This window comes from Aquirufa regiilacus (genome assembly GCF_032470275.1).
Classification (GTDB): Bacteria; Bacteroidota; Bacteroidia; order Cytophagales; family Spirosomataceae; genus Aquirufa; species Aquirufa regiilacus.
The window spans coordinates 1,212,806-1,233,180 of record NZ_JAVNWW010000001.1; the positions used below are offsets into that span (position 1 = coordinate 1,212,806).

Genomic DNA, 20,375 nt, shown 5'->3' on the forward strand with positions numbered 1-20,375 from the left:
AGGCAAATTCCGAAAACTAATCTTGATAAATTAAGTAACGCTTCCGCATTTCTTTGTAAGCCTTCAAAGCCGGCTCCCACGTCGCTCGAATTTCTTTCTCGGTTTTACCTGCAAGTAAACCTAAACGAATAGCATCCGTTCCGGCCAATTTATCGAAAAAGGAAGGAGAAGTAAAAAAGCTTTCTTTCCGACCGGTCTTCTCAAACATCTCCATCAAATAGCTCAAACTAAATCCCATATCCCAGGTAGCTACATCGCGTAAATCCTTTCCATAGCATAATTGACCCTTCAAGGGTGGATCCATCGCACCCGGAAGGGGCATTGGAGTAAAGGTATATTCCCCTGCCGCGGAATTTGGTGTACCAATTACCTGAAATTGGGTATTTGTTCCTCTGCCCACACTCACAACCGTCGGCTCGAACAAACACAAAGATGGATATAAGGCGATCGACTGATCATTCGGTAAATTAGGTGAAGGTGCAATGGAAACATGCACGACACTTTTGTGTGTATACGATGAAACAGGAATTACCTGTAGGTCACATCTTACTTTATTAGCTAGCCAACCTTCGCCGTTCAGCATTTGGGCATACTCGCCCATCGTTAAGCCATGAACAACAGGAATGGCCGTTAGGCCAACAAAAGAGGCGAATCGGCTTGGGTCTAACACCGGCCCATCCACGTAATGCCCATTGGGGTTTGGTCGATCCAAGACCAATAAGTTAACCTTGTTTTCCGCGCAAGCCTCCTGCACATATAAAAGCGTCGAGCTATAGGTATAAAAACGTGTGCCCACATCTTGAATATCAAAAATAACGACATCGATTCCCTTTAAATCCTCTGGAGTCGGTTTCTTATGCTTTCCATATAAGGAAACTAAAGCCAATCCCGTTTTAGCATCCACTTCATTGTCAATGTGTGCGCCTGCGTCCGCAGTACCTCGAAAACCATGTTCGGGGGCAAAAATGCGTTTCACTTGAACTCCCAGGGCTAATAAACTATCTGCCAAATGCGTTTTACCAATCACAGATGTGTGATTTACGACCAAAGCAACTTGCTTGCCTTTCAACAGGTGAAGGTATTGCTCCGTGTGATAAGCGCCAGGAATAATTTGACTATGAGCGATTTGGCTAATACCCAAAAACAATACGAGGATAAGTTTGTAGTTTCGAAGCAATCCCATTTTCTTTGCGCGTTGGTTTAGATTGACCAAATATCCGATAAAATTTAGAAATAAGAAACCGGTGAATTTCCCATTATTTATAGCTAGGCGAATTCGAAGCACGCAAGACACCTCTTTTTCCAAGACAGTGACCTACGTGGGCATCGGGACAATTGCCTTGGGTGCGGGAATCATTCTAATCGCCTTTTCGATTCTATTTGGATTCAAAAAAGCCATCCTCAACAAGATGATCAGCTTTTCTGGCGACATCCGTATCAGTCAAATATCAGCCAATCATTCGCTTTCGGAATCACCCATGACGCGTAATCTCGCCTGGGAAAAACGAATTAATTCCATGGACGGCGTCGACCACTTGCAAGCACATGTTCAAAAGCCAGGAATTATCGTGGGCAAAAAAAATATGTCGGGAATCGTCATCAAAGGCATCGGATCCGATATGCCGCAAACCCAAATTCAAGCGAATATGCGGGAGGGCAGTGCCCAAATCAACAAGCCACAAGATATTATTCTCAGTAAAAGTTTAGCGAAACAATTAAAGGTCAAACTTGACGAATCTTTGGTACTCTATTTTTTAAGCCAACCGGAAAGACCGCGCAAAGTACATGTGAGCGGAATCTATGAAACAGGGCTCGAAGAAATGGACAAATTGATGGTCCTAGCAGACCGAAACTGGGTTCAAAAAATGAATCAATGGACGGCAGATTCCATTGGAACGTATGAAATCCATCTGGCTAAACCTGTTTCAACACAATCGATCTTAACTACATTGCCACATGAGTGGAAATTAGAAACAAGTGAAGAATTATATCCTGCACTGTACGATTGGATGAAAATGCTCGACCGCAACATCATCATTTTCATCAGTTTATTGATGCTTGTGGCTTGTTTTAATCTCATTGCGACGCTGTGGGTTCTCATCATGGAACGTGTACCGATGATTGGACTATTTAGCGCATTGGGCGCTAATCACAAGCAAATTCGAAGCATTTTCTGGTGGAATGGTTTCTTCATTTTACTTCGCGGCTTAGCGTTTGCAAATGTATTCGCTGCGGGCTTTTGTTATGTTCAAGCGACATACCAACTCATACCCTTAGACCCAGATAATTATTACATGTCGGCAGTACCCATCGAATGGGATGCCTTCACGTGGATTTCAGTTAACGTAGGTACCATGTTACTGGTGAGTTTGATGATATACATCCCAACTCAATTAATTAAAAAACTAGAATTAAAAGATGCGATTAATTATAAAAATTAGCCTGTTGTGCCTCGTGTACACAGCGAGCTGGGGTCAAGGAATTCGCTACCAAGTGGATTTAAAACACATTCAAAATGATCGTGTCTCCGTGCAAGTATTCCTACCCGCGCAAAAAAGTAATAGCATCATTTTTTCGTTTCCCAAACAAGTACCAGGAACCTATTCGAATTACGATTTTGGTAGATACATTCAAGACTTCAAAGCCATCAGTAAGGATGGAAAAAGTCTCCCTGTCAAACAAAAAAACATCAATCAATACCAGATTGAACAAGCAAGCTTAATTAGCCACCTGGAATATCAGGTGAACGATACCTGGGACAGCCCGGAAATTAAAGGCGAATACATCTTTGAACCGGCAGGAACCAATATTCAAGCGGATTCTCTGATTGCATTTAATGTACATGGTTTTTTAGGCTATTTAGAAGATCAGTCGGCATTACCCGTACAGGTTTCGATTGATCGGCCGAATCACTTATATGGATCCACTTCGTTAATGAATACGGGTAAAGGCACGCGCGATGTATTTACGAGCGCAAACTACCAAAGCCTTGTTGACTCACCCATTTTGTACAGTGAAGCGGATACGACAAGCATGCAATTTGGTGATACGCAAATTTTGGTATCGGTTTACTCGCCTAACCAGACCATCAACTCGAAACAAATCGCCGACAACATCAAGCCTCTATTGATCGCACAACGCAATTACTTAGGTGGCAAATTTCCCGTAAAGCGTTATGCATTCCTTGTCGTTCTTTCCGATAATTTAAAAGGTGGGAGTTATGGCGCCTTAGAACATAGTCAATCCTCTTTTTACTATTTACCAGAAGGAACGATCGATCGATTAGGCCAAACCATTCGAGATGTATGTGCCCATGAGTTTTTCCACATCATTACCCCACTTTCTGTTCATTCAGAGGAAATCGGAAATTTTGATTTCATCAATCCCAAAATGTCGGAACACCTTTGGTTATATGAAGGCCTAACCGAATATGCAGCACAACACATGCAATTACAAGGCAAATTGATTGATAGCGATGCCTTCTTCCGCACCATCCAGGAAAAGAAAGAAACGATGGACATGCAATTCAAACAAGATGTTTCCTTTACGAACATGAGCAAGCAAGTCCTAGGTAAATACAAGGATCAATATGCAAACGTATATCAAAAAGGAGCCTTGATTGGTTTTGGATTGGATTTAACTTTACGCCAACTGAGCCAAGGCAAATGGAATAATCAACTGTTGTTACAAGCCTTATCGAAAGAATACGGACCAACTAAATCCTTCAAGGATGATCAACTTTTTGATAAAATCGTGCAAATCACGAAACTGCCGGCTTTAAAAGATTTTTTCGATTCCTATGTGGCAGGAACAAAAGCATTACCCATGGAAACATGGTTACAATCCTTGGGATACACTTGGGATGCAAACCAACTAGAAGATACAAAAACCTTAGGTTTTGACCCACAGGGATTATCCATCAATTCTGAGACCAAACGGGCCATTATCCAAACAAATTCTGCGATTAATTCTTTAGGGAAAATGATGGGCATGCAGGCAAAGGATGAGCTTAGCGCCATCAATGGTTTGCCAACGGACATTGAAAATTTTGTCAAGAACACCCAGAAAATCCTTCAAATCATTCAGGCCGGTGACACGCTGGCTTGGGATGTGGCTCGAAAAGGAGAAGATGGAACTTATCAAACCGTGCACTTGAAAGCACCTTATTTTGTAATTCAACAAGCTAGCCGACAAGCTATTCGTTCTGTAAAAAATCCTAGCAAAGCGCAATTAGAGTTTCGTAACAATTGGATGCAATAAAAAATCCCCGGCGAATTTGCCGAGGATTCTTGTGGTTATTGAGGCGATTGTGCTTCGACGACCGCAATGGCGACCATGTTGACAATTTCTCGGACGCTAGCGCCTAATTGCAATATATGAGTTGGTTTACCAAGTCCCAATAGAATTGGACCCACGTACTCAATATCAGCCGCTTCTTTCAATAGATTATAAGCAATATTGGCCGCGGATAGATTCGGGAAAATCAAGGTATTCGCCGTATCGTTGCCTAATGCTGCAAAAGGATAATTTTGTTGGCGCAACTCCTTATCAAACGCTAAGTGTGCCTGCATCTCCCCTTCGATAATCCAATCCGGATGTTTCTCCTGTAAAATTTGTGTTGCTTGACGCATTTTGATGGCATCCGCGCCATCGGCAGAACCAAAGTTGGAGTAACTCAACAAAGCGATCCGTGGAATGATATTAAAGCGCTTCACGGCTTTCGCGGTCAACTCGGTAATTTCCACGATATCCTCTACAGTAGGATCAAAATTAACCGTCGTGTCCGAGAAAAAAAGTGGACCTTTTTGAGATAATAACAAGTACATCCCCGACACCTTTTTGACGCCTTTTTGCTTGCCAATAATCTGCAAGGCTGGACGGATAGATTCCGGATAGTTTTTCGTTAAACCTGAAATGACACCATCTGCCCGATTGGTCTCCAGCATCATGGCAGCAAAATAATTACTCTTACGCACTTGCTTGTTGGCCTCCCAGCGCGTCACGCCTCTACGCTTGCGTTTTTCATAGAACAGTTCGGCAAATTCAGCAACAAGATCCGCATTATCCGCATGTTTAAAATCCATGATTTCGGTATCCCCTAAATCCAAATGGTTTTCATCACAAATCGCTTGAATCTTTACACGAGAACCTAATAAGATCGGTTTAGCAATCCCTTCGTCAAGTACTTCACGGACCGCTTTCAATACCTTCAAATTCTCCGCATCCGCGAATAAGATACGTTTCGGTTTACTCTTCGCACGTTTCAGGATAAACTTCATGACTTGATTATCCAAACCTAAACGTTTGGCTAATTGCAATTCATAGGCTTCCCAGTTGGCAATCGGCTTGGTAGCGACACCTGATTCCATGGCGGCTTTGGCAACGGCCATCGAAACAGTCGTAATTAAACGTGGATCCACGGGTTTGGGAATGATGTAATCAGGCCCAAAACTCAAGCTCTTTTCATTATAGGCCAAATTCACGATATCCGGAACGGGTTTTTTTGCCAGACAAGCCAACGCTTTCGCAGCGGCCAATTTCATTTCATCGTTGATTTCCGTAGCACGCACATCCAATGCACCTCGAAAAATGAATGGAAATCCTAAGACATTGTTCACTTGATTTGGAAAATCCGAACGACCGGTTGCCATGATGAGATCCACCCGCACAGCCTTCGCTTCCTCATAACCAATTTCTGGCGTTGGATTCGCCATGGCAAAAACGATTGGTTGAGCAGCCATTGTGGCTACCATATCAGGCTTTAAAATATTTCCTACCGACAAACCTAAAAACACATCAGCCCCTTGCATGGCTTCGGCTAAGGTAACCGCATGACCAGCAGGTCCTGCCAGCGGTGCCAGGTAAGGGTTCAAATCGGTGCGGTCTTTGGAAACTAAACCATCTTTATCAAAAATGTAGAAATTCTCAATGCGAGCGCCTAATTTCAAATAGAGCTTCACACATGAAATCGAAGCAGCACCTGCGCCCGATATGACAAAGCGAGCTTCTTCGATGTTTTTCCCTACAATCTCCAAGGCATTAATTAAAGCAGCAGAAGATATAATCGCGGTGCCATGTTGGTCATCATGCATGATCGGAATCTTCAGACGCTTCTTCAGCTTATCCTCGATCTCAAAACACTCGGGACTCTTGATATCCTCTAAATTGATTCCTCCGAACGTTGGTTCTAAATTGACTACCGTCTCCACAAACTGATCGGGGTCTGTACAAGCAAGCTCCAAATCAAATACATCGATGTCGGAGAATACTTTAAAAAGCACCCCCTTCCCTTCCATGACCGGTTTACTAGCTTCGGGACCGATGTTCCCTAGGCCGAGCACGGCGGTACCGTTGGAAATTACACCAACCAAATTGCCTTTGGCTGTATAATCGTACACCTTTTCAATGTTGGCTGCAATCTCTAAACAGGGTTCCGCAACACCCGGTGAATATGCGAGGGATAAATCCCGTTGGGTGGCTGTTGATTTAGTGGGCTTGACTTCGATTTTTCCCGGTTTCCCACCAGCGTGGTATTCGAGAGCGTCTTGTTTTAAAATGGATGAAGTGGGCATAAATGTTTATAAATTAGGCTTCTGGTTGATGAAATTCTCCTTCGTGTTTGGCTAACCAAATGGTGGCTACCCCGTTTCCAATAAAATTGGTGATGGCGCGAGCTTCCGACATAAATCGGTCGACGCCCAATAATAAGGCAAGCCCCTCCAAGGGAATCACTTGCAAGGCGCTTAGCGTCGATGCTAATACGACAAAACCGCTACCCGTTACCCCGGCAGCGCCTTTGGAAGTCACCATCAAAACACCGATGATGGTCAATAATTGTTCGAAATTCAATTGAATTCCATAGACCTGTGCTAAAAACAAGGTGGCCATGGACAAATAAATACTCGTCCCATCGAGGTTGAATGAATAACCCGCCGGGACAACGAGTCCAACTACTGATTTAGAACAGCCCATGCGTTCTAATTTTTTCATCAAGGAAGGCAAGGCCGCTTCTGAGGAAGAAGTCCCCAAAACGATCAATAATTCTTCTTTAATGTAATTCAAGAATGTCGTAATTCGTTCTCCGCAACTACGCATAATGAGCGCCAGCACAACAAAAATAAATATCCCCATCGTAGCATACACGGAAACCATTAGTTTGGCAAGAGGCAATAAGGAATGAATCCCAAACTTACCAATGGTATAGGCCATGCCACCCAGAGCACCTAGTGGAGCTAAATACATCACCTTTTTCAAACCCCAGAATACCCAATGTTCGGCTTGTTGCATACCGGAAATCATGCGTGCTTTTCCACGCACGACATTCAAAAATGTGCCAAAAAACAAAGAGAAACCCAAGACCTGAATGGTGAAGTTTTCTTTTAAAAAGATAAGCCAACTAAACGCCGCGGCTTTTTGAGTAAACTTCGTAATATCCCCACCAGCAACGTCCGTACGAATCACACCCTCACCTGGAGTCAAAAGGTATGAGATACCCAGTCCGATAATTAATGCTAATGTCGTTACGACTTCAAAATACAACAAGGCTTTCCCCCCTACGCGACCGACCTTTTTCAAATTCCCCATATTGACAATCCCTAAACTAATCGTCAAGAAAATAATGGGATGAATAAACAATTTTACCAGGCTGATAAATACACCCGAAAGAAATTCACTTAAACTCTTACCAATCGAAATTTCAGTTCCCAGAAAATTATAACTGATTTTCTCATCCAAAACCGCATGTAAGGCTAATGCTGGGAAAAAGTGGCCGACAATGACACCCAAGAGAATAGACAACAGAACCCAAAATGTCAGATTACGTGTAATATTTTTACCAATCATACGTTAAAGTGAGGTTGTCTAACAAATGTAAGGAACAAAAAGGAGAAATTCGAGGTTTGCGATTGTAAGCTTATTTACCGAAATTTGCAGACTCATTTTATTCCAATTTTTACCTATGTCAAATTCCATCAAGTGCCTAATTATAGGTTCGGGTCCAGCGGGTTACACCGCTGCAATTTATGCGTCACGTGCAGGTTTACAGCCTATCATGTATCAAGGGAGCCAACCAGGTGGCCAATTAACCACAACTACCGAAGTGGATAATTTCCCAGGATACCCGAATGGAATTGACGGCCCGGCCATGATGGTTGATTTAGAGAATCAAGCGAAGCGTTTCGGAACGGATGTGCGTTATGGTATGGCAACAAAGGTAGATTTCACAAGCCAACCCAAGAAAGTTTGGATCGATGATACGACCGAAATCTTGGCTGATTCTGTCATTATCGCAACAGGAGCATCTGCCAAATGGTTGGGTTTAGAAGGGGAAACAACATTCAATGGCTTGGGCGTTTCGGCTTGCGCTGTGTGCGATGGATTCTTCTACCGCAACCAGACCGTTGCTGTCGTAGGTGCCGGCGATACAGCCGCTGAAGAAGCAAGTTATTTAGCGAATTTATGTACGCAGGTACACCTCATTGTCCGTAGAGACCAAATGCGCGCCTCACTAATCATGCAGGAACGCGTAAAAAATAACCCCAAGATTACGATCCATTGGAATTCAGAAACAGAAGAAATTCTAGGAGATGCGAATGGCGTAACGGGAATCCGCATTAAAAATAATGTGACGAATGCTACCGAAGAAATTGCCTTGACAGGATTCTTTGTGGCGATTGGTCACCAACCGAATACAAGCATTTTCAAAGGCCAATTGGACATGGATGCGCAAGAATACCTAATCACAGAAAAAGGAAGTTCACGTACCAATATCCCAGGTGTTTTTGCTTGTGGGGATGTGCAGGACACAACGTACCGACAAGCCGTTACGGCAGCAGGAAGTGGCTGTATGGCAGCTTTGGACGCCGAAAGATGGTTGGCGGCCAGCAATTTACACTAAAAAAAACGTATGCATATTAGCAAAATCATTCTTGGCATTTGCTTGGTCTTTGCGACCCTGTCAACCTATGCCCAAGAAAAAAAGCTTTTCAAGAAAAATACCAAAATTGAGTCCAAGCCGAGCTCATCCTTGTACCAGGATAAGTCGGCAAAAAAGGATGATTTGGACGATTTACCTCCGCTGACCTTTCGTACAGAAAGCGAAAGTACGGCAACTGCTATTCAAGGGTCTGAAATGCAGGAGCGTAAATATGAACCCTTAAAAATCATCAATCCGACGATCAGTAATTTCGACACAACCTCCATCGACGAAGGCGAAGCTTTGGTCGTGGAAATTGAAGAAGAAAATGCACCAGTAGGATCCGAAGATTTCGTATCCGTGGCTTCTTATTATTCAATTTGGGATACCAAAAGCATTGACCCCTACGACATCAATGCCAAGGAATTTGACGAACCGGTTGATCTAGAATTATACAATTTACCAGCAGGGCGCAATTGGGCACAACCCTTAGCCGTTGTGAAACAAACGAGTCCCTTCGGTCCCAGATGGGGACGTTTGCATGCAGGCGTCGATTTAGATTTAGAAACAGGAAATCCAATATATGCCCCCTTTGATGGCATTGTTCGCGTGGTGAATTATGATGGAGGTGGCTATGGAAAATACATGGTATTACGCCATTACAATGGCTTAGAGACCTTATTTGGCCACATGTCCAAACAAGGATTGGAACCCGGAACCTTTGTGAAAGCCGGTGATGAAATTGGCCTCGGTGGAAATACCGGTAGAAGTACAGGTTCTCACCTCCATTTTGAAACACGTTTTGAAGGCAATCCCTTTAATCCCAATCAAGTTTATAACTTTGGAACCGGTGAACCGCTGTCGGATCATTTATTAATTACCGCGCAAACCTTCAATATTCGCGCTTTATCGCTTCGCAATGAATACGGAAGTGCGGGAGAAAAAATCCGTAGCCGACGAAAAGTTTGGACCAAAGTACGTTCAGGAGATTCCTTGTATTCCATTGCACAGCGTGCGGGAATATCTGCTAGTAAATTAGCGCGCTTGAATGGATTAAAGATGTCATCAACCATCCGTGCGGGAAGACGTTTACGCATTCACTAACCTATGAAACTAGATATACTTGTCATGGCTGCCCACCCAGACGATGCTGAATTAGCCGTTTCTGGAACTATTGCCGCTGCAATCGCGCAAGGCAAGAAAGTAGGGATCGTTGATTTCACGCGGGGCGAATTAGGGACGCGTGGTACGCCTGAAATTCGCTTAGCCGAATCAGCGGAAGCAAGTAAGGTTTTAGGGATTCATGCCCGTGTAAATTTGGAATTAGCCGATGGGTTCTTTCAAAATGACCAAGAGAGCCAACTAAAATTGATTGAAGTAATACGTGCGTTTCAACCCGAAATCGTATTAGCCAATGCATTAGAAGATCGCCATCCTGACCATGGAAAGGGTGCACAATTAGCGATAGATGCTTGTTTTTTAAGTGGCTTACGCAAGATCGAAACTACACGCGAAGGCGTAAAACAATCGGAATGGCGTCCCAAACAGCTCTTTCATTACATTCAAGATCGTTACCTCACACCGGATTTCGTAATTGATATTTCAAAGCATTGGGCAACCAAAGAAGCATCGATCCGCGCATTCCGTAGTCAGTTCTTTGACCCCAATTCCACAGAACCTGCATCCTACATTTCGAGCCCAGAATTCCTGAATTTCATTGAGGCACGCGCCCGCGAAATGGGCCATAAGATTGGCGTTCAATACGGAGAAGGTTTTCAAACGCAGAAGACCATTGCGATCCAAGATTTAGCCTCACTTATTTAATAAGCCTCGTAGGTAGTGAAAACCTTTTGCATATAGGCCTGACCAAACGTCATTAGATTTTGACTGCCCTCCTGCTTGATGATTCGCTTGCCTGCATTATCGAAGCTAACAAAACTACCTTTTCGAATCACGCCAAAGCCATTATCCCAGTCAAAAAATGCATATCCCTGATCCGAATGTGTGGCGAACAAATCCTGACTAAACGCAAATCGACTTGCATCGAAGCCAACTTGGCCCAACAATGATTTGGCGATATCGGTTTGGCTTCCGAAGACCGCTAACTGTCTTCCCCGAAATTCCGGTTTGATCACATCTCCAAAAAACAAGAGCGGTATATGAAATCGTTTCGCTTCTGAAATCGCATACTTTTCTTTAGGCAATCGATGGCCATGATCAGCCACGATGACAAATAAGGTATTTTTAAACCAAGCCTCTTTTTGAGCGGAATGGATGAATGCACCCAAGGATTTATCCGTATAAAAGGCGGTACTGCGAAAGCGGTTTGGTAAATCGGAACCTGGAAAGCGCGGCGATTCTGGAATCTCAAAAGGCTCATGGTTAGACAAGGTCAACATCGTCGCAAAAAATGGCTGCTTCAATTGGGCTATTTCATTCCGAAAACGGTTAAATACGACACCATCATGCGCCCCCCATTTGGAGTTTTGATCCTTTGCTGCAAAAGCATGTTTATCCGTCAGTCGATCAAATCCATGACTTAATACATAGGGTTTAAATCCAAAAAACTCACTTTCCCCGCCATATAGGAAGGAGGTGTGATATCCCTGTTCTTTGAAAACCTGCGCAATCGATGGAAGATGCTCTTGCTTCGCTGTTTCCGAAATAATGCTTTTGGTCGCTTGAGCTGGAAATGCACTCAATACGGCAATCAGTCCCTTGTCCGTACGATCTCCTGAGGCATATACATTTGAAAAGGATATTCCTTGACGCATCAAATTTTCCAATTCAGGACTAATTCCTTTTTCTCCTCCCAAAGAGCTAACCACATCTGCCGTAAAGCTTTCCAGGATGATAAACACGACGTTCGGCCGTTTAACCTGCAATATTTGGGGAGATTGTAAGGTATCTAACTGGTAAGGCTTCAATATCGAATCCAGTTGGCTGCTTTTCATAAACTGAAAATCATCCGCATTTCCTGCCAAATTGGTCACGACATCTTTGGCTAAATTCCATTCGGTATTGACCGACGCATGGTTTAATAGAGGTTTTGCCGAAAAATACGACATACTTTGACTGATGGGGGCTAATTGCCAACCACCCCGCACACTTAATACGGTCATCCCTAACACGGATAAAGAAAGAGCGATGCGCGTTAACCAAGGATAATGAGGATTGCCAGTCCAGATGAAGAAGCGAATCAGCCAACTGAAGCATAAAACCTGCACCACTAAAATCCCAACGGTCAACCCGATACCTGTTTCTAAACTCGAAATCGTGGATTCGTAAGGGTAATTGAAAAAGATTTTAAAAACTTTCAAGTTCACCTTTGCCCCCCATTCGCGGTAGATATTCAAATTGATGGCACTGATGAGGGCAAATAACCCAATAAAAAATCGATGATAGAGCAATAAAAACCGCGCGGAAACAAACTGCTTTCCGAGCAAAATTTCAATCGTCCAACAAATCACGGGGAACACAAGAACATAACCCGCCATCGAAGCATCGAGTCGGAGCGCAGCTAAGAAAATCGTTAATATTTCCGACCAAGCAGCATCGGCCAGTGTTTCCCAAAATTGAAAGACAAAAATCAACCTTTCGACTAAAAAGAAAATTAGCCAAAAAGCATATAATCGAATAAGATTAATGAGGTAGCTCAATCAATGAAACGTTTGGTCAGGTCTTGAAAAGAGTCGATGCGACGATCCCGCATGAAAGGCCAAATCCGTCGGTATTGTTCCTGTGCGTCTAAATCAATTTCCACCACCGCTACTTCCTCCGTGTTATGCGAAGCTTGGTAAATCACGCGACCAAAGGCATTCGTTACAAATGAGCCCCCCCAAAAAGTTTGGCCATTTTCCTCCCCTACCCGATTCACCGCAATGACTGGAACTTCATTCGCAACCGCATGCCCCCGTTGGACCGTTTGCCAAGCTTGATATTGCTCCCGATTGATTTCGCTATTGGTTTCCTGATTATCCCAACCAATTGCCGTGGGATAGATTAATACCTCAGCACCCTTTAACGCCGTTAAGCGAGCCGCTTCGGGATACCACTGGTCCCAACAAATCAAGATTCCTAATTTACCGTAACTCGAATCGAATACTTGGTAACCCAAATCACCCGGTGTGAAATAGTACTTTTCCTCATATCCAGCATCCTGTGGGATGTGCATTTTACGGTATTTACCTAGGTAACCTTTGGCATGATCGAGTACCGCACACGTATTGTGATAGACACCTTTGCTTCGTTTTTCAAATAAAGAAGCGATAATAACAACTTTCAATTCCTGCGCGAGCGCGAGTAAGGTATCTGTCCCAGGCCCCGGAATCACTTCGGCTAAATCGAAATAAGCGGCATCTTGCTTGTGGCAGAAATATACGGAACGGTATAATTCCTGTAAACAAATTACCTGCGCACCTTGGGCCGCTGCTTCACGGATTTTTGCCTCCGTTTTTTGTTGGTTCACTTGCACGTCCTCCGAGCAGCTTAATTGCAATAAGGCAAATTTGATATTTTTCATAATGCTTGCGCAGCGTCCTTTATCGCTGAAAGATCCAATGAATTCATACAATTAAAATGTCCTAATGGACACACATTTGAACCTTGTGTCGAGCAAGGTCGACAAGTAAGATTCGTATTTTCAATCACGGTGAATGACGTTTTGTAAGGGGTAAAACCGAGCCCCACATGCGTACTTCCCCAAAGTGTAAACAAATTAGGATGCTTCAATGCGGCAGAAATATGCATCATCGAAGAATCATGCGCGATAACCATGTCGGCTTGCTGCGCCAAAGAAGCACTTTGTGAAATGCTGGTTTGCGAACACAGGTTCAAGACTTTCTCGGGGAAGAGCGTTGCTAATCGGTACCCTATTTTTTCATCCCAATCATCGCCAACGAGAACGACTTGCTGCGGGATTGAATCGATTAATTCGATCATCTTAGGATATGAAAGCACCTTCGTTTGATGTGCCGCCCCGATGGCGAAAAGCACAAAAGGTTTTTTAATGCCGTAATCCGTGAGATTAACATGCGATGCTGCCGGTATAAAATAATCCAAGCCTTGCCCGTCGGAACCTAGCCCCAGTGAAGCTAAATTTCGATCTACGAGATGTCCGGGCAGCTTGTTGATTTTCTTTTTAATGAAGGTATTTCGCGCGCTTGTGTACTTATTAATCTGCTTGGGAATTTTGCCTAGTAGCAAACACAAAACATGGGAACGCAAATTTTTATGTAAATCGTAAACCAAATCAAAACCCTCTTGACGAAGCTCTTTGGCAAATTTCCAGATATTTCCATCGAAGCCATGTACGTGGTGCACCTGGGGATTTCCCTCCCAAAGGTGTGCGAACGAAGCCTTCGTGGCCACATGGATTTCGGCATGCGGGTATTGCGCTTTGAGCACACGCACAATGGGCGTGGTCAAGATAATGTCCCCGATGGACGAAAAACGAATACAAAGGATTTTTTGCATAGAAAAAAAATACCTCGCAAAATTAAGAAAAATCTATTCTCTTTCATTCTTTTCGGTAAATTGCATGCTTAATTGAATGATTACATGGAGCAGAAAAAACAAGATACCGCCTCAGCACTTAAGGATATAATTTCACACGCCAAAGAATATGGCTTCGTATTTCCATCCTCTGAAATTTACGATGGCTTACAGGCCGTTTATGACTATGGTCAAAATGGCGTAGAACTAAAGAATAATTTAAAGAACGTTTGGTATAAAGCCATGACCATGTTGAACGACAACGTGGTAGGCTTAGATGCATCGATTTTCATGCATCCGTTGACTTGGAAGGCCTCAGGCCACGTGGATTCATTCAATGATCCCATGATTGATAACAAGGATTCCAAGAAGCGTTACCGGGCTGATACCTTATTAGAAGAGCGTGCGGCAGCCTTAGAGGATGAAGGGAAAGCAGATGAGGCGAAAGCCCTCATGCAAGCGATGGCGAAAGGATTGGATGCCGGAGATTTAGAAGCAGTTCGCCAATTAATCATTGACCAAAACATTAAATGCCCGGTTTCAGGAACGGCCAATTGGACCGAGGTACGTCAATTTAATTTGATGTTCTCGACGCAAGTGGGTGCGGTTTCTGAAGATGCATCCCTTATTTATTTACGTCCAGAGACAGCTCAAGGAATATTTGTCAATTTCTTAAATGTGCAAAAAACAGGCCGCATGAAAGTGCCGTTTGGTATTGCGCAAATTGGGAAAGCCTTCCGCAATGAGATCGTGGCACGAAATTTCATCTTCCGTATGCGCGAATTCGAACAAATGGAAATGCAATTTTTTGTACGTCCTGGCACGGAAATGGAATGGTACAACAAATGGAAAGAAACGCGTATGAAGTTTCACCAGGCAATCGGCTTACCGGCAGATTCCTTGAAATTCCATGATCATGATAAATTAGCCCACTATGCAAACGCTGCGGTGGACATTGAATATAAGTTCCCATTTGGCTTTAAGGAAATGGAAGGGATACATTCACGGACCGACTTTGACTTAAAGGCGCACCAAGATTTATCGAAGAAAAAGCAACAATATTTTGACCCCGAGATCAATCAAAACTACATTCCATATGTGGTAGAGACGTCCGTGGGAGCGGATCGCTTGTTCTTAGCTATTTTGTGTAATGCCTACACGGAAGAAACGACAGGAGAAGGCGAAAGCTTGAAACAACGCGTTTACCTGAATATTCATCCAGCCTTAGCACCTACGAAAGTGGCGGTATTGCCCTTGGTGAAGAAAGATGGATTAGCGGAAAAAGCACAAGAAATTACGAATCAATTAAAATTTGCCTTCAATACAACGTATGACGATGGAGGAGCGATCGGTAAGCGCTATACACGTCAAGATTTAATTGGTACGCCTTATTGCGTCGTGGTTGATTATCAAACCATGGAAGATCAGACCGTTACGGTCCGTGATCGCAATACGATGAGCCAAGAGCGCATTTCTATCGCTGACCTAAAAGAAAAATTAGGCCATGCGGTATCGATGGAGCGTATTTTTGAAAAATTAGTTTAAAAACGCAAACAACGACGACATGACAACTGATCAAAATCCAGCGGAAAACGAAGCAATCGAACCTGTGAAAGTTGAGGAAACAACTCCCGTAGCAGCAGAGACAAGCGAAATGCTTGCCAAAGAGGTAGAAGCACCCACGACAGAAAAGGAAGTGAGCTATCCCCTATTCGACTTTGCAGTCGCTACGAAAGATAATTTCCTGACGTATTTTGGAACAATCAAAGACATCGTGTCGGAACATGCCCATCCAGGAACCTATAAAAAGGTGGATGAAATCACCAAAGAGGTGAAGGAAGCGTGGAGCCAATTGAAATATGCGGAAAAGCAGGCGGCTGCGGAAGCATTTAAAGCTGCCAATGAAGGGTCTGATGAAGGATTTGACTTCAAAGATGAAGCCGTTCATGCGGTTGACCAATTGATCAATCACATTCGTACCGAGAAGCAAGCATTTTTTCAGGGCTTAGAAAAGGCGCGCGAAAAAGCGTTGGAAGGCAAAACACGATTAATCAATGAATTACGTGATTTAGTCGATAAAGATGATAATGGGGATCCTGCCCATGTGAATGCGAGTTTCAAGGCATTCAAGAAAATTCAGGAGGAGTGGAAAGGCTTAGGCGCCGTTCAAGGTCAAATGAACCAAACCTTATGGCAATCCTATCATGCATTAGTTGATCGTTTCTATTCGAACCGTTCCATCTTCTTTGAACTATTAGAACTTGATCGCAAGAAGAATTTACAGGCCAAAGAAATCATTGCCGCGAAATTAGAGAAATTGGCTGCAGCCGTAGCACAAGCAACTAATTTACCTGTGTTATTGAAAGAGGCAGAAGAATTATTCAACGAATACAAGCACATCGGTCCTGCTCACCGTGAGGATAACGAGGCGATGTGGCAACGCGTCAAGAAATCGCTAGATGTCTTGTTTGAACAGAAGCGTCAGATTCAGGATGCCAACAAAGCGGTATTTGAGGAGAACTTAAAGATTAAAAAGGAATTGGCGGGATTGATGCATGGCTATGCGTCGTTCACGTCTACATCGATATCCGAATGGAACCAAGCATCTAAGGCCGTATTAGCCTTGCAAGAGCAATGGGGAAAATTAAAGGGTGGTTTACCACGCGAGGGAGGCAAAGAAGTCAGTCACCAATTTTGGGCGGATTTAAAAACCTTCTTCAAACTTAAGAGTGATTTCTTTGGTAAGATTGATGCGGAGCGCAAGGCTAATTTAGCAGCGAAACAGCAATTGATCGAACAGGTAGAAGGCATTGTAGCGGTAGGAACCGAAACACAGGAGATTACACAAACGGTGATCGAGCTTCAGAAGAAATGGAAGGAAATCGGCCATGTGCCTGAAAAGCAGAAAGATAGCATCTATGCGAAGTTCAAAGCAGCTTGTGACAACTATTTCAATTTAAAGCGATCGGCTTCGAGAGGTGCCAAAGATGCTGAAATGGATGCAAATTTAGCTGCGAAGCAAGCGATCTTAGCCGACATGGAAGCGATGTTGAAGGATGCGAGTTTATTAGCGCGTTTGGGCGAGGTAAAAGCAGCCTGGGATGCGATCGGATTCGTTCCTAAGAAGAATGTGAAGGACTTACAAGAGGCTTTCCGCAAGACATGGAATGCATTAATTGATTTGGCGAGAACACAACCGAAGGAGCAATTAGCAGCTTGGGGCTTTGAATTGAAGTCGTTGAAGACGGAGTCGGCCGCGCCTGAATCATCCGCACCATCGGCAGATTCCCGTAAAAAAATCCAAGCATTGGAAAATGATATTGCGGTGTTAACCAACAACTTAGAGTTCTTTGCGAAGTCGAAAAACAGCGAAAAACTGCGTGCGGAGGTAGAAAAGAAAATTGCGGCGGCAGAAAAAGAATTGGAAAAATTGAAAAAAAGTTAATTTTTTTTAAGGTTCGGTTTTGCGATTTAGGAGAATAATACTACTTTTGTAAACCGAAATGCGCCTCCTTAGCTCAGCTGGTAGAGCAACTGATTTGTAATCAGTAGGTCGTTGGTTCGATCCCGACAGGAGGCTCTGAAAATAAGGCAGTTATAACGAAAGTTATAGCTGCTTTTTCATTTGTACCAGATTTGTACCAAAAACTTATCTCCCCTTCCTCCATTCTCCACTCCACCGTATCCGATTTTATTACCGGTAATATTCTTGCACAAATCAAGGGCCTCAATTACGGCAGAGAAATATTTTTGGATTTTTTTCTATAATTTCGACTCTATCTGCTTTGCAAAATGGGAATTACCCCAGTTTGCAACTTCTATCAAAACTGGCATAAGACTAATCCCTGAGTCGGTTAAATTATATTCAACTCTTTGAGGCAGTTCATCTGATTCTAATCGATTAATTAACCCTAGTAACTCTAAATCTTTCAACTCTTTAGAAAGGACCTTGTTTGAAATGGCTGGCATCAATTGATTTAATTTGCCAAAACGGATCGTCTTATCCCCAATACAATTCAAAATAATAGGTTTCCATTTACCACCAATAATTGACATAGTTCGGGTTACGGGACATTGGAATGGATTATCGATAAAACGCATATACCGGTTACTTAGAGGTTACTACTAATTGATTTCTGGTTACAAATGTATACCATTATTCCGTAGTTTTGAAAAAAATAATTATATATGAAAAAAGTATTGATTTTAGGACTATGCTATTTGATGGCATCTTATCATGTTCTCGCACAGCAAAAGGAAATGATTTATGTGAATGCAAATTCAGGTAATGATGACGCAGCTGGTTCTCAAATGACGCCATTAAAATCGTTGTTTGAGGCTGCTAAGCGTGTGAATAAATTAGCTGGCAAAGGAAGTATACAAGTTTTCTTGTCAGAAGGCACATATGGACTTGCTGAAACCGCTACATTCAATCCCACACAATGGGTATTTTCAAAACAAGATCGCCTCGAAATTCGCGCGGAGATTTTACCAGATAGTTCAGCTTGGGAACCTAATAAAATGCCCATAATTGTTTCGACAATGCCATTTAAACTTGAACGTGATGATAAGAAAGTAATCACGGGCGGTTCAAATTATGGTATTTTAATCGAAAGCAGTCATGCTACCATTCAAGGACTTCGTATATTAGGTGAACCTGTGCATGAAAAACCCAAAGCGGGTGTACTCGTTCGAAATTATCCAATCGTATGGGAAGGTAAAAACTTGAGTGATTTGCGCGTTACACAATGCCTGTTTCTAGGGAATCAATTCGCATTACCTAACCACTTGGGCATATTATCCAATGGAAAGCAGTTAGAAGTCGATCATTGTGTCTTTTATGGGGTAAAAGATGCTGTAGTGATGTGGAATGCACCTGCTGAACAATCTAGCATGCATCATAATTTGATTTTGAATAGTTACGGTGCAGCTGTTTGGACTTGGTCAACAACACCTGACTTCAAATTTTATAACAATGTCATGAGTGGAATCAACGTCTTGTGGGTATTGGAGAAAGAAGCAAAAAATGCTTACCAGATTCAGAATTCTATGGTTATTGGCTATAATCAATTAGTGAATCAAGGTGGAGGCCCACAAGATTTTGGTACACCAGCCGATCCAAAGAAATTGATGTATGGTTCTGATTTTGTTCTTCAAAAAACAGGCGGTTTATCTATCGAGGAAGACCAAACAAGTCGTTATTATTTACAAATAAAACCTGGAACTTTAGGAACTTCTTATGGGGCGGGGTTATTTTATAAATCATCAAATGAGAAATAAGGGTTTTATAGCCGTAATGATATTGTTGGCCGCACCCATGTATGGTCAGCAATTCACTTGGGAAAAGCAAACGTTTTCCGCCATTAATTCAATTGCTAAAGTAGTTGAATTAGACGGAGCAAAAGTTTTAGAAGTTACTAGAGACTTAGTCAAATCTCCCTTTGATATTAATAATATTGAGAACTCTGTGGATGGACCGACCTTTGTTAAGTTGGCAAATACTGACATCGAAAATGGTATCATCGAAGTGAAGATGTTAAGTAAGATTCAAGTAGATTCACCGTTCCCACAAGCAAGAGGATTCATCGGTTTGGCCTATCGCATCGATGAGGCGAATACCCAATTTGAGAATATTTATTTGCGACCAAGTAATGGTCGAGCTGATGACCAACTGCGCAGAAACCATACTGTTCAGTATTTTGCCTATCCTGGTTATACTTTCAGCCGCTTGCGAAAAGAAGCTAATGGCTTATATGAAACCTATGCGGATATCGGATTAAACGAATGGATTGATGTCCGATTAGAATATCAAGGAGAGAAGGTCACTTTGTTTATTAACAACCAAAAGTCACCAAATTTTATTGTCAACAAAATGTTGGGCAAATCAACGCGAGGAAGCATTGGTTTGTGGGTAGAAGTAGGGACAATTGGCTACTTTAAAGACTTGAAAGTAACGAAGAATTAAATA

Annotated in this window: 16 protein-coding genes and 1 tRNA gene; 10 read left to right on the plus strand and 7 right to left on the minus strand. The window is 42.8% G+C overall.

What is annotated here, in order from left to right; genetic code table 11:
• Window positions 1-16: 16 nt before the first annotated feature.
• The gene (locus tag PQG45_RS05350; RefSeq protein ID WP_316070398.1) at window positions 17-1,213 is read right to left on the minus strand and encodes an exo-beta-N-acetylmuramidase NamZ family protein; all 1,197 of its coding nucleotides are present in this window, start codon (window positions 1,211-1,213) and stop codon (window positions 17-19) included.
• A gap of 31 nt (window positions 1,214-1,244) precedes the next feature.
• On the opposite strand from PQG45_RS05350, the gene PQG45_RS05355 reads away from it, so the two are divergent.
• Entirely contained in the window at window positions 1,245-2,441 is a 1,197-nt protein-coding gene (locus tag PQG45_RS05355) for an ABC transporter permease (protein ID WP_316070399.1), read from the plus strand.
• Window positions 2,419-4,260 (plus strand): M61 family metallopeptidase, encoded by a 1,842-nt coding sequence (locus tag PQG45_RS05360; RefSeq protein WP_316070400.1) that lies wholly within the window; start codon window positions 2,419-2,421, stop codon window positions 4,258-4,260. The genes PQG45_RS05355 and PQG45_RS05360 overlap by 23 nt, the downstream gene beginning before the upstream one ends.
• 35 nt (window positions 4,261-4,295) lie before the next feature.
• Here the strand turns inward: PQG45_RS05360 and PQG45_RS05365 are convergent, their stop codons facing one another.
• Both PQG45_RS05365 and PQG45_RS05370 read right to left on the minus strand, forming a co-directional pair.
• The gene (locus PQG45_RS05365; RefSeq protein ID WP_316070401.1) at window positions 4,296-6,572 is read right to left on the minus strand and encodes an NADP-dependent malic enzyme; all 2,277 of its coding nucleotides are present in this window, start codon (window positions 6,570-6,572) and stop codon (window positions 4,296-4,298) included.
• A gap of 13 nt (window positions 6,573-6,585) precedes the next feature.
• The gene (locus tag PQG45_RS05370) at window positions 6,586-7,842 is read right to left on the minus strand and encodes a cation:dicarboxylate symporter family transporter (protein WP_316070402.1); all 1,257 of its coding nucleotides are present in this window, start codon (window positions 7,840-7,842) and stop codon (window positions 6,586-6,588) included.
• A 115-nt stretch (window positions 7,843-7,957) separates the two neighbouring features.
• On the opposite strand from PQG45_RS05370, the gene trxB reads away from it, so the two are divergent.
• From trxB to bshB1, 3 genes are read left to right on the plus strand one after another with little or no spacing between them, the layout of a single operon-like run.
• A complete protein-coding gene (trxB, locus tag PQG45_RS05375; protein ID WP_316070403.1) occupies window positions 7,958-8,896 on the plus strand; it encodes a thioredoxin-disulfide reductase in 939 nt (312 codons plus the stop codon).
• A gap of 9 nt (window positions 8,897-8,905) precedes the next feature.
• Window positions 8,906-10,018, plus strand: a complete 1,113-nt coding sequence (locus tag PQG45_RS05380; RefSeq protein ID WP_316070404.1) for a peptidoglycan DD-metalloendopeptidase family protein — start codon at window positions 8,906-8,908, stop codon at window positions 10,016-10,018.
• A 3-nt stretch (window positions 10,019-10,021) separates the two neighbouring features.
• Window positions 10,022-10,738 (plus strand): bacillithiol biosynthesis deacetylase BshB1, encoded by a 717-nt coding sequence (bshB1, locus tag PQG45_RS05385; protein WP_315575113.1) that lies wholly within the window; start codon window positions 10,022-10,024, stop codon window positions 10,736-10,738.
• Here bshB1 and PQG45_RS05390 read toward each other — a convergent pair.
• The 3 genes from PQG45_RS05390 to PQG45_RS05400 are packed head-to-tail and all read right to left on the minus strand — an operon-like array spanning window position 10,735 to window position 14,389.
• Entirely contained in the window at window positions 10,735-12,573 is a 1,839-nt protein-coding gene (locus tag PQG45_RS05390) for an LTA synthase family protein (RefSeq protein WP_316070405.1), read from the minus strand. The genes bshB1 and PQG45_RS05390 overlap by 4 nt on opposite strands.
• Window positions 12,570-13,436 (minus strand): carbon-nitrogen hydrolase, encoded by an 867-nt coding sequence (locus tag PQG45_RS05395; protein ID WP_316070406.1) that lies wholly within the window; start codon window positions 13,434-13,436, stop codon window positions 12,570-12,572. Before PQG45_RS05395 ends, PQG45_RS05390 begins: the two co-directional genes overlap by 4 nt.
• Complete coding sequence (locus tag PQG45_RS05400) at window positions 13,433-14,389, minus strand: glycosyltransferase family 9 protein (RefSeq protein WP_316070407.1); 957 nt, start codon at window positions 14,387-14,389, stop codon at window positions 13,433-13,435. Before PQG45_RS05400 ends, PQG45_RS05395 begins: the two co-directional genes overlap by 4 nt.
• Before the next feature lie 84 nt (window positions 14,390-14,473).
• On the opposite strand from PQG45_RS05400, the gene PQG45_RS05405 reads away from it, so the two are divergent.
• The 3 genes from PQG45_RS05405 to PQG45_RS05415 all read left to right on the plus strand — a co-directional run bounded on the left by PQG45_RS05405 (window position 14,474) and on the right by PQG45_RS05415 (window position 17,987).
• The gene (locus PQG45_RS05405) at window positions 14,474-15,952 is read left to right on the plus strand and encodes a glycine--tRNA ligase (RefSeq protein WP_316070408.1); all 1,479 of its coding nucleotides are present in this window, start codon (window positions 14,474-14,476) and stop codon (window positions 15,950-15,952) included.
• 19 nt (window positions 15,953-15,971) lie between these two features.
• Entirely contained in the window at window positions 15,972-17,852 is a 1,881-nt protein-coding gene (locus PQG45_RS05410; protein ID WP_316070409.1) for a DUF349 domain-containing protein, read from the plus strand.
• A 62-nt stretch (window positions 17,853-17,914) separates the two neighbouring features.
• Window positions 17,915-17,987 (plus strand) — tRNA-Thr (locus tag PQG45_RS05415).
• 182 nt (window positions 17,988-18,169) lie between these two features.
• Here PQG45_RS05415 and PQG45_RS05420 read toward each other — a convergent pair.
• Window positions 18,170-18,508, minus strand: coding sequence for a winged helix-turn-helix transcriptional regulator (locus tag PQG45_RS05420; protein ID WP_130897047.1), 339 nt, complete (start codon window positions 18,506-18,508; stop codon window positions 18,170-18,172).
• Between the two features lie 87 nt (window positions 18,509-18,595).
• On the opposite strand from PQG45_RS05420, the gene PQG45_RS05425 reads away from it, so the two are divergent.
• A complete protein-coding gene (locus PQG45_RS05425; protein WP_315575100.1) occupies window positions 18,596-19,687 on the plus strand; it encodes a hypothetical protein in 1,092 nt (363 codons plus the stop codon).
• A complete protein-coding gene (locus PQG45_RS05430; RefSeq protein WP_130897045.1) occupies window positions 19,677-20,372 on the plus strand; it encodes a hypothetical protein in 696 nt (231 codons plus the stop codon). The genes PQG45_RS05425 and PQG45_RS05430 overlap by 11 nt, the downstream gene beginning before the upstream one ends.
• The last annotated feature ends 3 nt before the right edge of the window (window positions 20,373-20,375 follow it).